Annotated in this window: 16 protein-coding genes; 2 read left to right on the top strand and 14 right to left on the bottom strand. The window is 66.1% G+C overall.

The features are described from left to right. The first annotated feature begins 7 nt into the window (after window positions 1-7). Window positions 8-835, top strand: coding sequence for a serine O-acetyltransferase (gene cysE, locus P0084_RS10430; RefSeq protein ID WP_308916785.1), 828 nt, complete (start codon window positions 8-10; stop codon window positions 833-835). Here cysE and P0084_RS10425 read toward each other — a convergent pair. The 13 genes from P0084_RS10425 to P0084_RS10365 form a co-directional block, all read right to left on the bottom strand. Then, window positions 793-1,215, bottom strand: coding sequence for an MliC family protein (locus tag P0084_RS10425; RefSeq protein WP_308916784.1), 423 nt, complete (start codon window positions 1,213-1,215; stop codon window positions 793-795). The two genes, cysE and P0084_RS10425, sit on opposite strands and share 43 nt — an antisense overlap. Then, entirely contained in the window at window positions 1,215-2,603 is a 1,389-nt protein-coding gene (locus P0084_RS10420) for a pyruvate dehydrogenase complex dihydrolipoamide acetyltransferase (protein WP_308916783.1), read from the bottom strand. The genes P0084_RS10425 and P0084_RS10420 overlap by 1 nt, the downstream gene beginning before the upstream one ends. A 12-nt stretch (window positions 2,604-2,615) precedes the next feature. Beyond that, window positions 2,616-4,001 (bottom strand): pyruvate dehydrogenase complex E1 component subunit beta, encoded by a 1,386-nt coding sequence (locus P0084_RS10415; protein ID WP_308916782.1) that lies wholly within the window; start codon window positions 3,999-4,001, stop codon window positions 2,616-2,618. A gap of 1 nt (window position 4,002) precedes the next feature. Then, window positions 4,003-4,176 (bottom strand): hypothetical protein, encoded by a 174-nt coding sequence (locus tag P0084_RS10410; protein ID WP_308916781.1) that lies wholly within the window; start codon window positions 4,174-4,176, stop codon window positions 4,003-4,005. Continuing rightward, on the bottom strand, window positions 4,176-5,213 hold the full coding sequence (gene pdhA / locus P0084_RS10405) for a pyruvate dehydrogenase (acetyl-transferring) E1 component subunit alpha (RefSeq protein WP_308916780.1): 1,038 nt from the start codon (window positions 5,211-5,213) through the stop codon (window positions 4,176-4,178). The genes P0084_RS10410 and pdhA overlap by 1 nt, the downstream gene beginning before the upstream one ends. 112 nt (window positions 5,214-5,325) lie before the next feature. After that, window positions 5,326-6,711, bottom strand: a complete 1,386-nt coding sequence (locus P0084_RS10400) for a protein adenylyltransferase SelO (RefSeq protein ID WP_308916779.1) — start codon at window positions 6,709-6,711, stop codon at window positions 5,326-5,328. Beyond that, complete coding sequence (locus P0084_RS10395; protein ID WP_308916778.1) at window positions 6,708-7,637, bottom strand: nucleoside hydrolase; 930 nt, start codon at window positions 7,635-7,637, stop codon at window positions 6,708-6,710. Before P0084_RS10395 ends, P0084_RS10400 begins: the two co-directional genes overlap by 4 nt. A 12-nt stretch (window positions 7,638-7,649) precedes the next feature. Continuing rightward, window positions 7,650-8,459, bottom strand: coding sequence for a nucleoside triphosphate pyrophosphohydrolase (mazG, locus tag P0084_RS10390; protein WP_308916777.1), 810 nt, complete (start codon window positions 8,457-8,459; stop codon window positions 7,650-7,652). An 8-nt stretch (window positions 8,460-8,467) separates the two neighbouring features. Beyond that, window positions 8,468-8,830, bottom strand: a complete 363-nt coding sequence (locus P0084_RS10385) for a hypothetical protein (protein WP_308916776.1) — start codon at window positions 8,828-8,830, stop codon at window positions 8,468-8,470. 8 nt (window positions 8,831-8,838) lie between these two features. Further along, window positions 8,839-9,186: a hypothetical protein gene (locus tag P0084_RS10380; protein WP_308916775.1), complete on the bottom strand. Its 348-nt coding sequence runs from the start codon at window positions 9,184-9,186 to the stop codon at window positions 8,839-8,841. Between the two features lie 58 nt (window positions 9,187-9,244). Further along, the gene (locus P0084_RS10375) at window positions 9,245-10,255 is read right to left on the bottom strand and encodes a patatin-like phospholipase family protein (RefSeq protein ID WP_308916774.1); all 1,011 of its coding nucleotides are present in this window, start codon (window positions 10,253-10,255) and stop codon (window positions 9,245-9,247) included. A gap of 76 nt (window positions 10,256-10,331) precedes the next feature. Next, entirely contained in the window at window positions 10,332-10,868 is a 537-nt protein-coding gene (locus tag P0084_RS10370) for a carboxymuconolactone decarboxylase family protein (RefSeq protein WP_308916773.1), read from the bottom strand. Then, entirely contained in the window at window positions 10,865-11,650 is a 786-nt protein-coding gene (locus P0084_RS10365) for a 3-hydroxybutyrate dehydrogenase (protein ID WP_308916772.1), read from the bottom strand. The genes P0084_RS10370 and P0084_RS10365 overlap by 4 nt, the downstream gene beginning before the upstream one ends. A gap of 388 nt (window positions 11,651-12,038) precedes the next feature. Here P0084_RS10365 and P0084_RS10360 point away from each other — a divergent pair, with 388 nt between their 5' ends. Continuing rightward, window positions 12,039-13,841: an extracellular solute-binding protein gene (locus P0084_RS10360; RefSeq protein ID WP_308916771.1), complete on the top strand. Its 1,803-nt coding sequence runs from the start codon at window positions 12,039-12,041 to the stop codon at window positions 13,839-13,841. Between the two features lie 22 nt (window positions 13,842-13,863). Here the strand turns inward: P0084_RS10360 and P0084_RS10355 are convergent, their stop codons facing one another. Beyond that, window positions 13,864-14,154 (bottom strand): DUF3572 family protein, encoded by a 291-nt coding sequence (locus P0084_RS10355; RefSeq protein WP_308916770.1) that lies wholly within the window; start codon window positions 14,152-14,154, stop codon window positions 13,864-13,866. Window positions 14,155-14,222 lie beyond the last annotated feature (68 nt).

Genomic DNA, 14,222 nt, shown 5'->3' with positions numbered 1-14,222 from the left:
CCGTGCGATGACTCGACCCGACGCCACCATTCACCCCGTCGACTTCGTCTGGGGACGAACCTGTGACGAGGCGCGGGACGCGGTGCGGGTGGAGCCGCTGCTCGGCGGGTTGATCCACGCCGCCGTCCTGCACCATGACACGCTGGAGAAGGCGTTGGCTTTCCGGTTCGCGGCGAAGCTGTCGTCTGACGGTATGTCCGAGCAGGCGCTCCGGGAACTGGCGGATGCGGCCTACGCTCTGGAACCGGATCTGGGCGCGGCGGCCCGGGCCGATATGGTCGCCGTGTTCGAGCGTGATCCCGCCTGCCATCGGCTGCTGGAGCCCCTGCTCTACTTCAAGGGGTTCCAGGCCATCCAGGCATACAGGATCGGCAACTGGTTATGGAGGGACGGGCGCAAGGACTTGGCCCGATACGTCCAGATGCGGGTGTCCGAGGCGTTCGGCGTCGACGTCCACCCCGGTGCGCGCATGGGACGTGGTATCATGATCGATCACGCCCACTCCATCGTCATCGGGGAGACCGCTGTCGTGGGGGACAACGTGTCCATGCTGCATTCGGTCACGTTGGGCGGGACCGGCAAGGAGGACGACGACCGGCATCCCAAGATCGGCAACGGCGTGCTGATCGGGGCTGGTGCCCATGTCCTTGGCAACATCCATATCGGTCATTGCTCGCGCATCGCGGCAGGTTCGGTCGTGCTCCAGGACGTGGCGCCGAAGAAGACGGTCGCAGGCGTGCCTGCACGGGTCGTGGGCGAGGCCGGTTGCGCGCAACCGTCGATCATGATGGATCAGTTGATCGGGATGGGGTCGCCGGACACGACGATCGGCTGACCCAGCGGGATCGTGTCGTCGGTTCCGAAGGTGACGGGGGACGGACCTGCCTGCACACGGCAGTTCTTCTGTCCGCCCCGATCGGTCAGAACGCCGCGGTTGCCCTGAACGAACCACACGAACCCATCGCTCGCATAGGTGGTCGGCGCGGCCTCCGGGATGCGGGGCAGGCGAAGCACCTCGCCGGTCTCCAACCTCAACTGGGCACTGCCCGCGTCACGGCTGGCCGTCAGGGTCACGCCGGTGTCGCACTCGTAGGAGCGGGTGGCCCCGGTCGGCGGACCGGACGGAATGGCGGCCGACGGATCATCGGGAAGGGGTTCTGCGGGATCGCAGGCCGTTAGCGTCAGCAGGACGATCGGAACGAGGATGCGGGTCATCACGCGAGCATCATGATCGGGTTTTCCAAGTTGTCCGCGAACGCTTGCAGGAACTGTGCACCTAGCGCACCGTCGATGACCCGGTGATCGACCGAAAGGGTCACGGACATGACGGTCGCGGCCGCAAGCTGCCCTTCGGCGTCTACAATCGGCTTCCTGACGCCGGCGCCGACCGCGAGGATCGATCCGTGTGGTGGATTGATGACCGCATCGAAGTTGTCGATGCCGAACATCCCCAGGTTCGAGATCGCGAAGCTGCCGCCCTGATATTCGTGCGGCGCGAGCTTGCGATCGCGGGCACGGGCCGCCAAGTCCTTCATTTCCGCCGACAGGGCGGACAAGGACTTGAGGTGCGCATCCTTCAGAACGGGGGTGAACAGCCCGCCCTCGATCGCGACCGCGACGGCCACGTCGGACGGCGTTAGCTTCAGGATGCGGTCGCCGGCCCAGACGGCGTTCGCGTCGGGCACCGCCTGAAGCGCCAGGGCACCGGCCTTGATGACGAAGTCGTTGACCGACAGCTTCACGCCGCGACCATCGAGTTTGCCGTTCAACTCGCTGCGGAACGTCAACAACTCATCGAGACGGATGTCCCGGCGGAGATAGAAGTGCGGGATCGTCTGCTTTGCTTCCGTCAGGCGCGCGGCGATGGTCCTGCGCATTCCATCGAGCTTGACCTCCTCGAACTCCCGCCCTTCGTACATCTTCAACACGGCGTCGGCGGACAGGCCGGCTGGGGCGGTGGGCTTGCGTCCTTCGGTGGCGCTAGCGGGGGCCGGCTTGCCGTCATCGGGCGTGCATGTCGCCGTTGCCTGATCAGGTTGGAACGTTTCGACGTCGGCCTTGATGATGCGACCACGGGGGCCGGTGCCCTTGATCTCCGCCAGGTCGATTCCCTTATCCTTGGCGATGCGCCGGGCGAGCGGCGTGGCGAAGATTCGGTCGCCGTCGCCTGACGTGCTGCCGGACGTGCCGCCCGATGTGGTGACGGACGGCTCCGAGTGCAGTTCGGCACGCGGCGCATGATCCGTGCCCCCCGGCTCCCGCCCGTAGCCGCCTTGCGGCTCGGTGCCGGGCGTGGGTTCGGCGGGGGCGGCGTGGGACGACCCGTCGGAGGACGTGGAGGCCGCCGCCGAGGCATCCTCACCCTCCTCCAGCAGCACCGCGATCGGAGAGTTGACCTTCACCCCTTCGGTACCCTCCGCCACAAGGAGCTTGCCGACGGTGCCTTCGTCGACCGCCTCGAACTCCATCGTCGCCTTGTCGGTCTCGATCTCGGCCAGCAGGTCGCCGGAGGACACGGTGTCCCCCTCCTTCACGAGCCACTTCGCGAGCGTCCCTTCCTCCATCGTGGGGGAGAGCGCGGGCATCAGGATTTGCGTCGCCATGTCGTCGTCCCCTCAGCGATAGGTCACTTGCTTCACGGCCTCGATCACCTCGGTCGTAGACGTCAGTGCCAGCTTCTCGAGGTTCGCGGCATAAGGCATCGGCACGTCCTTGCCGGTGCAGGTGACGACAGGCGCATCTAGATAGTCGAAGGCCCGTTGCATGATCGTGCTGGCGAGGTGGTCGCTGAAGCTCGCGACGGGGAACCCCTCCTCGACGGTGACGCACCGGTTGGTCTTCATGACGGAGGCGAGGATGGCGTCATAGTCGACGGGGCGCAGGGTGCGCAGGTCGATCACCTCCGCGGATATGCCCTCCTCCGCCAACTTCTCGGCGGCATCCATGGCATAGGTCATCCCGATGCCCCAGGATACGATTGTGACGTCATCGCCTTCCCGCCAGATGCGGGCCTTGCCGAATGGAACGGTGAAGTCGTCCAGCTTGGGCACGTCGAACGTCTTCCCGTAGAGGATCTCGTTCTCGAGGAAGATCACGGGGTTGGGGTCGCGTATCGCAGTCTTCAGCAGGCCCTTCGCGTCAGACGCCGAGTAGGGCTGCACCACCTTCAATCCCGGCACCGACGCATACCACGCCGCGTAGTCCTGGCTGTGCTGCGCGCCCACGCGGGCGGCGGCGCCGTTGGGCCCGCGGAACACGATCGGGCAGCCCATCTGTCCGCCCGACATGTAGAGCGTCTTGGCCGCCGAGTTGATGATCTGATCGATCGCCTGCATCGCGAAGTTGAAGGTCATGAACTCGACGATGGGGCGCAGGCCGCCGAAGGCCGCACCGACGCCGATGCCGGTGAACCCGTGTTCCGTGATCGGCGTGTCGATCACCCGCTTGTCCCCGAACTCGTCCAGCATGCCCTGCGTGATCTTGTAGGCGCCGTTGTACTCCGCCACCTCCTCGCCCATGACGAAGACGTGGTCGTCGCGCCGCATCTCCTCCGCCATGGCATCGCGGAGGGCCTCGCGGACCGTCTGCTGCACCATCTCGGTGCCCTCCGGCCAGTCGGGGGAGGAGTCGGGTTGCGGGGTCGGATGCTCGTCCGCGACGCGGGCGGGGGTCTTTTCGGGGGCGGCACCGCGCGCCTCGTCGGCGGCAGGCTTCGCATCGTCGACGGGGGCGGCATCGGTCACGTCGTCCACGCTCTCGCCCTCGTCCAGAAGGACGGCGATGGCGGTGTTGACCTTCACCCCTTCGGAACCCTCGGGGACCAGGATCTTGCCGATCGTTCCCTCATCCACGGCCTCGAACTCCATCGTGGCCTTGTCGGTCTCGATCTCGGCCAGGATGTCGCCGCTCGCGACCTCGTCGCCTTCCTTGACCAGCCATTTGGCCAGCGTGCCCTCCTCCATGGTGGGGGATAGGGCGGGCATCAGGATTTCGGTCGCCATCTCAGCGGACTCCCCGTGAGGATTGGAGGTTCGCAAGCTGTTGCTTCTCGAACTCACGCTTCTGGCCGTCAGAAAGCTGCATAAAGGCGAGTTGCTGAAGGTTGTGAAGCAGAGGGTTTGTAGCTTTCTGCTCCTTGATGAGCATATAGAGCTTCGAAATCGTGAGATCCGCCATTACGCCGCCTCCTCCGGCTCGCCCTGCGGCAGCTCATCGGCGTAGATGTCGGTCCACAGCTCGGACAGGTCGGGTTCCGGGCTTTCCTTGGCGAACTCGGCGGATTCGTTGACGATCTCCTTGATCTCCTTGTCGATCGATTTCAGATCGTCCTCGGAGGCGTGCTCGCCCGTCAACAGCAACTGGCGGACATGCTCGATGCAGTCGCGTTCCTCCCGCATCTTCTGCACCTCGTCCCGGGTCCGGTACTTGGCAGGGTCGGACATGGAATGGCCACGGTAGCGGTAGGTCTTCACTTCCAGGATGTACGGGCCCTTTCCGGACCGGCAGTACTCCACGGCGCGTTGACCCGCATCCTTAACGGCAAGGACGTCCATGCCGTCGACCTCCTCGCCCTCGATCCCATAGGCCGCGCCCCGTTCCCAATAGGACGGCGACTTCGTCGATCGCTTGGTCGAGGTGCCCATCGCGTACTGGTTGTTCTCGATCACGAAGACGCAGGGCAGGTCCCAGAGTTCGGCCATGTTGTAGGTCTCGTAGACCTGGCCCTGGTTCGCCGCGCCGTCGCCGAAATAGGTGAAGGTCACGCGGTCGTTGCCTAGGTACTTGTCCGCGAAGGCAAGGCCTGCGCCGATGGGCACCTGTGCCGCGACGATGCCATGTCCGCCGTAGAAGTGCTTCTCGCGGCTGAACATATGCATGCTGCCGCCCTTGCCCTTCGAATAGCCCCCCTCGCGACCCGTCAATTCGGCCATCACGCCCTTCGGATCCATGCCGCATGCCAGCATATGTCCGTGATCGCGGTAGGAGGTGACGCGCTTGTCGCCCTTGCTGGCCGCGGCCTCCAATCCTACGACGACCGCTTCCTGGCCGATATAGAGATGGCAGAATCCCCCGATGAGACCCATGCCGTAAAGTTGGCCCGCCTTCTCCTCGAACCGCCGGATCAGCAGCATGTCGCGGTAATACTGCAGGAGATCGTCCTTCGCGACGTTCGGTATCGCTGCCGCCTTCGCGGCGGGCTTGCGGGCTGCCATTCGTCCGATCCTCCCCGGGTCGTTCAACGTTGAACGGTTCGATAGCCGCAAACGTTCCGCAGGGCCAGGGGGGATCGGTATCGCATCACCCGCACACGCGTCGGGTCGAGGATCAGGTGCCGCAGAACGTCCGCGTCACCCGCTCTCCGGGAGCGGCAGGCGCGCGGTAAGACGCATTGTACTCCGTCTCGGTCCAGGGATCGGACAGGACTGCATGAAGCGCGTGCATCTCGGCATAATTGCCCCCTTCTGCGGTAACGATGGCCTGCTGCACGCGGTGGTTCCGCGGTATCACCACCGGATTGGCATTCCGCATGGCGTCAACGTCGGGGCACCGCTTCGTCCACCGCGCCAGCCAGTCGTCCATTCGCGCGGTGTCTCCGAGCGCATGGGGATCGGTCGCAAGCATGCGGAACGTGTTCGTGAAATCGCGTCGATCCTCCGCCATGATGGCGAGCAATTCGTGACCCTTGTCCATGTCGTCGAGACCGATCTTCGCACTCAAGCGCGCACGCCATTCCCGCGCATAGAGGTCGGCGAAGCCTTCGAGCGTTTCGGTCGCCTCGCGGATCGCGACGTCCCTGTCGCCCATCAACGGCAACAGCGCGGTGGCGAACTGCGCCAGGTTCCACAATGCGATATCGGGCTGGTTCTTCCAGGCGTATCGTCCCAGCTGATCGATGCTGCTGAAGACGGTATCGGGGTGATAATCTTCCAGGAACGCGCAGGGGCCATAGTCGATCGTTTCGCCCGATACCGTCATGTTGTCGGTGTTCATCACCCCGTGGACGAAGCCCAATGCCATCCACCGGGACACGAGTTCCGCCTGCACGCTCATGACGTGTCTGAGCAGGTCGAGCGGCGTTCGCGCGTCGGGTGCATGACGGGCGACGACGTGGTCGAACAACAACCGCAAGGCTGCCACATCCCCCCGCGCCGCGAAGACCTGGAAGGTGCCCACGCGGACATGGCTCGACGCGATCCGGGTCAGGACCGCACCGGGCAGGGGGCCCGCTTCGCGCAGGACCGGCTCGCCGGTCGTGACCGCCGCAAGGGCCCGGGTGGTCGGAACGCCCAGGGCATGCATCGCCTCCGACAGCAGGTATTCCCGTACGACGGGACCGATGGCGGTGCGACCGTCCCCCATCCGGGAATAGGGGGTGGGTCCGGACCCCTTCAGGACCACGTCCCATCGGCGATCGTCGTGGATATGCTCGCCCAGCAGGATGGCACGGCCGTCGCCGAGCTGCGGGGACCATCCGCCGAACTGATGCCCCGCATACAACTGAGCGAGCGGTTCGGCCCCTTCCGGTACGACGTTGCCCGCGAAGACGTCCGCCGACGCCCGCATCGCATCCGGATCCAGCCCCAGATCGCGCGCGAGCCGTTCGTTCAGCGCGATCCAGGCTGGGTCCCTGACCGGCGTCGGCATAAGCCTCGTGTGGAACCGGTCCGGTAGCCGGGCATAGTTGTTGTCGAACTGGAACCCGATGGTCACAGGCGGGCCAGGCGTTCCGTCAACATGGCGAAGAACCCGTCCGCGTCGACGTCGCCGAGGAACAGGGCGTTGGGTTCACGATCCGTGACGCCCCACCAATCGGCGACCGTCATGCCGCGGGTCAGATCGCTGTCCGCTTCGATTTCCACGTTGATCTCCCGTCCGGTGAACAAGTCGGGACGCAGCAGCCACGCGATGACCAGTGGATCGTGGAGCGGCGCGCCTTCGGAGCCGTACTTCTCCTTGTCGAATCGTTCGAAGAAACCTGTCCACGCGGCCACGACGTCGCCCACGCGATTGCCCAGTCCGCGGATGGCGTCGTTGCGGGCACGGGTGGTCAGCGCCTTGTGCGTGCAATCGAGGGGCACCACCGTCAACGGAATGCCCGCAGCGAAAACCGCCTTCGCTGCCTCCGGGTCGACATAGATGTTGAACTCGGCCGCGGGGGTAATGTTGCCCACCTCGAAATAGGCGCCGCCCATCAGGACGATGCGCGCGATACGCGATGTGATGTCGGGTGCGCGTCGCAGGGCCGTCGCGATGTTGGTCAGGGGGCCCAGGGGACACAGCGTGACCGAGCCGGGCGGTTCCCGGCAAAGGGTGTCTACGATGAAGTCGACCGCGTGCCCGTCCGCCAGCGGCATCTTGGGGTCGCGAAGTTCGACCCCGTCGAGTCCAGTCTTGCCGTGTACGTGCTCCGCGGTCACGAGGTCCCGCGTCAGCGGACGTTCGCATCCCGCGAATACGGGAACGTCCTTGCGACCAGCCAGTTCGCACACGATGCGCGCGTTCCTGGCCGTCAGGTCCAGGGGGACGTTGCCCGCGACGGCGGTGATGCCTAGGACGTTCAATTCGGGGGAGGCCAGCGCCAGCAGGATCGCGACGGCGTCGTCCTGGCCGGGATCGGTGTCGATAATGATCTTCATGCACCCGTCCTGCTAGGCGTCGCCGGTCTTGTCCAGCGTTCCGACCTTGTCGGCCGCACGGACGTCGTTCCAGAGCGCGTCCATCTCGGCCAAATCGCTGTCGCGGGGCGTGCGACCCATCGCGGCGAGGGCATCCTCGACGGCGGCGAAGCGACGCTCGACCTTCGCGTTGGTGCGGCGCAGCGCAGCCTCCGGGTCCACGCCGAGGTGGCGGGCGACGTTGACCAGCGTGAACAGCAGATCCCCCATCTCGTCCTCGACGGCATCCGCATCCCGCGCATCGCGTGCGACGACCAGTTCCCCCGCCTCCTCGGCCACCTTCGCCACGACGTCGTCGACCGCGGCCCAGTCGAAGCCGACGCGGGCCAGACGCTTCTGCAGCTTGGCGGCACGCAGCAGGGCGGGCTGGCCCAGCGCGACGCCGTCCAAGGTCCGCCCGCCGCGCTCCACCTCCTTGGTCGCCTCCCAATCCTCGACCTGCTGTTCGGCGGATTTCGCGGTGCCATCGGTGCCGAACACATGTGGGTGCCGGTCCCACATCTTCCGTGCCACGCGGTCCGCGATGGATTGGAAGTCGAACCGTCCCGCCTCGCGGCCCATCTGCGCGTGATAGACCACCTGAAGCAGCAAATCGCCCAGCTCGCCTTCCAGTTCGCCCCATGCTTCGCGTTCGATGGCGTCCGCTACCTCGTACGCCTCCTCGATCGTATAGGGGGCGATCGATGCGAATTCCTGCTCGACGTCCCAAGGGCATCCGCCCTCGGGGTCGCGCAGGCGTTCCATGATCGCCAAGAGCCGCGGGAGGCCCCGCTCGTCACGCACGGGGTCGGTCAGCGGGGAAACCCACCGGGCCGCAATGCATACGCCGCGTCGTTTCGGTCGATGTCGCCGACGATGGCGTGCAGGGCGCGGTGATACGCGATGGGCCGCGCGCGATGAAGCGGCATCCGCATCATCAGATGGGCAAGCTGCCGGCCGTATTCGCGTTCCAAGGCGAAGGTCTGGTTCGCGTCCAACCGGACCGCGGTGCCGTTGCCGGGATGGGGGGCGAGGCGGACATGCCCCTCGCCCGCCCGGATCCGTTCCGGCCACAGCTTGTGCAGCACGGTGACGGGGCCGTCCGGGACGACCACGGGCGGCAGATCATGCGCGAGGCCGGGGACGGCGGCGACCGCGACCGCGGCGGCGAGCACCGTTGCCCTCAATGCTCCCGCCCCACGGGATTCTCCTCGGTGTGGTCGTCACCGAAACGGCGGTCGTCCGCGAGCGCGTCCTCACCTGCGGGTATATAGTCCTCGGACTCCATCACGGCGGCGTTGTCGTTGGTGGGATCGGCGAAGGCGTCCGCCGGCATCGGACCTTCCAGGAACTCGTGCAGTCGTTCCTGCGCGTCGGCGGGGGTGGTGCCCTCGATCTCGGCGATCCGCTTGGCAAGCACCGCCGTGTCCCCGTCGGCATCCGTAAGGTCGCCATCCGTCAGGTCCGGATAGCGCGTCATCAACCCGTCGCGGTAGGGCACCCAATCGGCGCGGAAATCGGTCAGGCTCATGATGGTGGTCTCCTTCGGTGCGAAACGCCTGCGGGGGAGGGGGGTTCCCCGAGGGGCTTCAGGCGAACATCTCGATCAGGTCCACCGTGGATCGTTCGCCGATGGCATCGAAGTCCCGGTCCAGGAAGGCGCCCGCCGCCTTCGCCCCCGCGTCCCGCAGTTGATGTATCACGACCGGGTTCGGCACCAGCTTCGTAGCCACGGACAACTGACGCATCAACGCGTCGTCGGCGATCATGTGGACGATCACGTCCTTCATCGCGCCCGGTTCCACCTTGCCCCCCCGCACCAGACGCTGGGCGAACTCGATGGCCCGCAGCTCGCGCAGAAGCGACGTGTTGAAGCTGATCTCGTTGATGCGGTTCTGGATGTCGCGCGCGGTGACCGGAACCTCCGGCCGTTCGAGCGGATTGATGTTCACGATCAGGATGTCGCGCGGCAGGTCTGGCTCGAACAGGGGAAACAACGCCGGGTTGCCGGTATAGCCGCCGTCCCAATACGCTTCGCCATCGATCTCGATCGCGGGGAACAGAGTGGGCAGGCAGGCGGATGCGAGGATCGCGTCGGTGCTGATCTGATTGCGGGTGAACAGGCGGATCTTGCCGGTCCGCACGTTGGTCGCGCAGATGTGGAACTGCGGCCCTTGCGGCGAGCGTACGTGGCGGAACGCGAACCGGTCCACGATGCGCCGAAGGGCACGGTCGTTCCAATCCGGCGTCAGGTACGGGCTGACGCCGCGACTGACCAAGTCGACCCATTGATAGCCCGACGATGCCTCCACCCCCATCGAGACCGCCATGGGCGAGATGGACGACAACCAGGATGCCCAATGCGGCTCCGTGATCGCGCCCACCTGGGTCCACAGCCATTCAAGGTTCTCGCGCGCCAGGTCGCGCGATCCCTGGGCCAGCCCGGCCTTCACGGCGGCACCGTTCAGCGCGCCCGCGGACGTCCCCGAAATGGCCGCCACCTCGATCCGGTCGTCCGCGAGGATCCGATCGAGCGCCCCCCAGGTGAACGCCCCGTGCGCCCCGCCACCTTGCAGCGCGAGGTTGATACGCTTGGTCATGTCCTGCCGCCTTCGTTCGGTCGATCCGGTTCGGCCGGCTCGGTCCGGCATTCGCGGCCCGGACCCCCGTGACGCATCATGATCCCGCATCCGACAGCCGCCGCATCGTCGATAGATCGCATGCCGTCGCGAAGCCCATGGCTCGTTTGATGCCCGGCAACAGTGCGGCACCGTTCATTGCGAAGGATAGCTCGATCAGGCCCGCCTTTCCGTAAGCGGCCACGATGTCGGCGCGCGCGTCCGCATCATCCTCGCGACGCAGGACGACCGCGTCCGTCAAACGCACCACCGCATCCAATTCGGGCGTCGGGCCCGTGCCGGTGAGGATCGCATCGATCGTCGTGCCGGAAAGTCCGGCACGTCGGGCCAGGGCGATCTCGGCAGCCACGCAGGTGCCGCAATCGGTCGCCAACGCTGCCCTCAGCCGTGCGGCCGCATAGGCGTCCGCCGGGACGTGCCGGTTCGGATCGAGGAACGGGAATATCCGTCCGTAGCGCCGCAGCAGCCCGAGGCGGGTCGCGCCGATCTCGCGTGCATAGTCGAGGCGGACGCCTAACCGGCGCTCGGCCGGACCCAGCAGGACGTCGAGCAGGCGTCCGCGAAGGCCGGTCACAGCGCGGTCCAGCCGCCGTCCACGCTGATCGTTGTCCCCGTGATCTGCGCGGCGTGATCGCTGCAAAGGAAGATCGCCGTGCCGCCTAACTGATCCGTCGTGGCGAACGCCTTGGACGGCTGTCGATCCAGCAGGACCTCCTTGATGGCCGTTTCCCGGTCCAGGCCGTACTTCTCCATCGTTTCCGGGATCTGCTTCTCGATGAGCGGGGTCATCACGTAGCCGGGGCAGATGGCGTTGGCGGTGATGGGCTCCTCCGCCGTTTCCAACGCCACCACCTTCGTCATGCCCACGACGCCGTGCTTGGCGGCGACGTATGCCGACTTGTAGGGGGATGCCGTCAGCCCATGGGCGGACGCGATGTTGATCACGCGACCCCATCCGGCTCTGCGCATCATCGGCAGCGCGGCGGCCGTCGTATGGAATGCGGACGACAGGTTGATCGCGATGATGGCGTCCCACTTCGCGGTCGGGAACTCGTCGATGCCCGCCACGTGCTGGATCCCCGCGTTGTTGACCAGCACGTCGCAGACGCCCGCCGTCTCGACCAGCGCACGCGCCTGATCGCCGTCGGACAGGTCGGCCTGGATGTACCGGACGTCCGATCCCGTCTCGTCGGCCATGTCCCGGGCAAGCGCGTGGTCCGATTCGTCGTCCGTATAGCTGTTCAGCACGACCGAGGCCCCCGCCCGTGCGAAGCTGCGGGCGATCCCCAATCCGATGCCCGAATTCGATCCGGTGACGATCGCGGTCTTGCCGCGCAGGGGGGTGGCATCGGGCATGCGGTGTCCTTCCGGTCGGGGTCGTTGCGGCGCAGCATAGCCGCCACGCACCCGAAGGAAAGTCGCCTACGGGTCATGCGTTCCACGCGACGAACCGCCGATCCGCGACGTCACGCGGGAATGGCGCGATGGGGGATTCACATTCCGGAAACCAGATACTAGGAACCCCCATCGATCACCCGAAGCTCGGCGTCGGCACAAAAAAACGCCGGCACGAGGCCGGCGCAAAGTCGTTGAGGCAGGTTTCATACAGGCAAGAAACCTATCGAGCAGTGGTCCCCGTATAGACGTTCACGTCACAGAGTCCAAGCATAAAGTTTTGCAAGGCAAATCAGGGGTCGCTAGGGTCGCGTCGAAAGCCGAGGGAGCAGCAGGGGGACGCCGGACGATGATCCGTCACATACTCACGATCGCCGCTTTTATAAGCATTTCAACCTCTTCCACGTGGGCGGACGGTCACGGGGTCGCCCTCTATGGCGATCCGGCCCTGCCGCCCGACTACCATCATCTGCCCCAAGCGAACCCCGACGCGCCGAAGGGCGGCGATTTTTCCGACGGTCAGGTCGGCAGCTTCGACAGCGTGAATCCCCACATCCAGGCGGGGCGCGTTCCATGGCAGCTTCGGTTCCTGGCCTACGAAAGCCTGCTGGGCCGCGCCTACGACGAGCCGTTCACCCTCTACGGCCTTCTCGCGGACAGCGTCGCCATCGCCGAGGACGAACGGTCTATCACCTATACGCTGCATCCGGACGCGACCTTCTCGGACGGAACGCCCGTCACCATCGAGGACGTGATCTGGTCCTTCGAGATCCTGGGCCGGACCGGCGCGAACGGGCGCTACCGGTCCGCGTACGAGAAGATAACCAACGTGGCGCCCGTCGGCGACCGTGGCATCCGCTTCACCATCGCCGAACCCGACCGGGAACTCCTCATGGTCACCGGTCTCAGGCCGATCATGAAGAAGGCCCAATGGGCCGGCCGGGAGGACGAGTTCTTCCGCTCCGGGCTGGAGGCACCGATCTCGTCGGCGCCCTATGTCGTCGGCGACGTGGATCCGGGGCGGTTCGTTGAACTGGTCCGCGACGCGGACTATTGGGGGGCCGACCTTCCGTTCCGCCGCGGGACCGCGAACGTCGACACCATCCGCATGGAATTCTTCGCCGACGCCACCGCCCACTTCGAGGCCTTCAAGGCCGGCGCCCTGTCCACCATGCGGGAAACGAACGCCGGCGCGTGGGTCACGCGCTACGACTTTCCGGCTGTGCAGGACGGTCGCGTGATCCTGTCCGAGATACCGCACAGCCGCCCGAGCGGAATGCAGGGGTTGGTCATGAACACCCGTCGGGCCCCGTTCGACGACTGGCGGGTGCGACAGGCCATGATCGAGGCGTTCAACTTCGAGTATGCCAACGGCGTCGTCAACGGAGGGGCGCTTCCGAGGATCACGTCCTACTTCTCCAACTCGCCGCTGGGGATGCGTCCCGGCCCGGCGGAGGGCAGGGTCGCGGCGCTGCTGGAACCGCACGCCGCCGACCTCCTTCCCGGGACGTTGGACGGATACGAATTGCCGGTCACCGACGGGCGGGCGGCCAACCGTCGCGGCATCCGTCGCGCCACTGCTTTGCTGGAGGAGGCGGGCTTTTCCGTGCGGGACGGCGTCCTGGTCTCGCCCGACGGGCAGCCGGTCGAGATCGAGATGCTCGTCCCCCAGGGATCGACGGAGGTGGGCCGCATCGTCGACATCTACCGGGAAGCGCTGGACCGCCTCGGCATCGACGTGTCGGTGGCCTCCGTCGATTCGGCGCAGTTCAAGGAACGTCAGGACGGCTACGACTACGACATGATCTGGTACCAATGGGGTCTGTCGCTGTCGCCGGGCAACGAGCAGTTGACCTATTGGGGCCCGGAGGGGGTCGAACAGGCCGGTACCCGTAACCTCATGGGGGTCAATGACCCGGTCGTCGTCGCCATGATCGATGCCATGCTGTCAGCGCCGACGCAGGACGACTACGTCGCGGCGATTCGGGCCCTGGACCGTGTGCTGACGGCGGGTCGCTATGTCGTGCCGATCTGGCACAATCCGGTCAGCTACGTGGCGCACGACGCATCGTTGCGGTATCCTGCCGACCGGCTGCCGATCTATGGCGACTGGATCGGCTTCCAGCCGGACGTCTGGTGGTTCGAGGAATAGGGGCCCGAACCGGGATGGGGCATCAGGTCCAGTGCGGCGCGTCTCCGCCGGGCAATGCGGCACGAGCCCGGAGCAGGGCGTCGTCCGCCAGATCCAGGTCCCGCGTCGCCTGCCGTGCGAGCGACTCGTCGGAAAGGACATGGTCCAAGACGGCGCCGAGAGTCGCGGGTTGGGCGGTCCGTGACCTCAGCCCGTCCAGGTCCATTCCGGTGGCGGCACAGAAGGCGTCGAGGCGCTCCTCCGCGGCGAGCCATTCCAACGTCTTCAAAGCGACCGTCTCCGCTCGATCCTGGTGCAAACCCGCTTTTCCCATCCAGTGGTTACACTTCGTTAACCACTATGGCGGCATCCGCTGACCGTCCAGTAGGAGCGTCGGAAGAT

It is taken from the genome of Jannaschia maritima (assembly GCF_030973515.1).
Taxonomy (GTDB): Bacteria; Pseudomonadota; Alphaproteobacteria; order Rhodobacterales; family Rhodobacteraceae; genus Jannaschia; species Jannaschia maritima.
The sequence above is the reverse complement of the archived record's forward strand: the minus strand, read 5'-3'. Positions and strand labels throughout refer to the sequence as shown.

Bases quoted from the DNA above. Each gene is read 5' to 3' on its own strand.
- cysE (WP_308916785.1), top strand. From the start codon at position 8: ATGACTCGACCCGACGCCACCATTCACCCCGTCGACTTCGTCTGGGGA.
- P0084_RS10425 (WP_308916784.1), bottom strand. From the start codon at position 1,215: ATGACCCGCATCCTCGTTCCGATCGTCCTGCTGACGCTAACGGCCTGC.
- P0084_RS10420 (WP_308916783.1), bottom strand. From the start codon at position 2,603: ATGGCGACGCAAATCCTGATGCCCGCGCTCTCCCCCACGATGGAGGAA.
- P0084_RS10415 (WP_308916782.1), bottom strand. From the start codon at position 4,001: ATGGCGACCGAAATCCTGATGCCCGCCCTATCCCCCACCATGGAGGAG.
- P0084_RS10410 (WP_308916781.1), bottom strand. From the start codon at position 4,176: ATGGCGGATCTCACGATTTCGAAGCTCTATATGCTCATCAAGGAGCAG.
- pdhA (WP_308916780.1), bottom strand. From the start codon at position 5,213: ATGGCAGCCCGCAAGCCCGCCGCGAAGGCGGCAGCGATACCGAACGTC.
- P0084_RS10395 (WP_308916778.1), bottom strand. From the start codon at position 7,637: ATGAAGATCATTATCGACACCGATCCCGGCCAGGACGACGCCGTCGCG.
- P0084_RS10380 (WP_308916775.1), bottom strand. From the start codon at position 9,186: ATGAGCCTGACCGATTTCCGCGCCGATTGGGTGCCCTACCGCGACGGG.
- P0084_RS10375 (WP_308916774.1), bottom strand. From the start codon at position 10,255: ATGACCAAGCGTATCAACCTCGCGCTGCAAGGTGGCGGGGCGCACGGG.
- P0084_RS10365 (WP_308916772.1), bottom strand. From the start codon at position 11,650: ATGCCCGATGCCACCCCCCTGCGCGGCAAGACCGCGATCGTCACCGGA.
- P0084_RS10360 (WP_308916771.1), top strand. From the start codon at position 12,039: ATGATCCGTCACATACTCACGATCGCCGCTTTTATAAGCATTTCAACC.
- P0084_RS10355 (WP_308916770.1), bottom strand. From the start codon at position 14,154: ATGGGAAAAGCGGGTTTGCACCAGGATCGAGCGGAGACGGTCGCTTTG.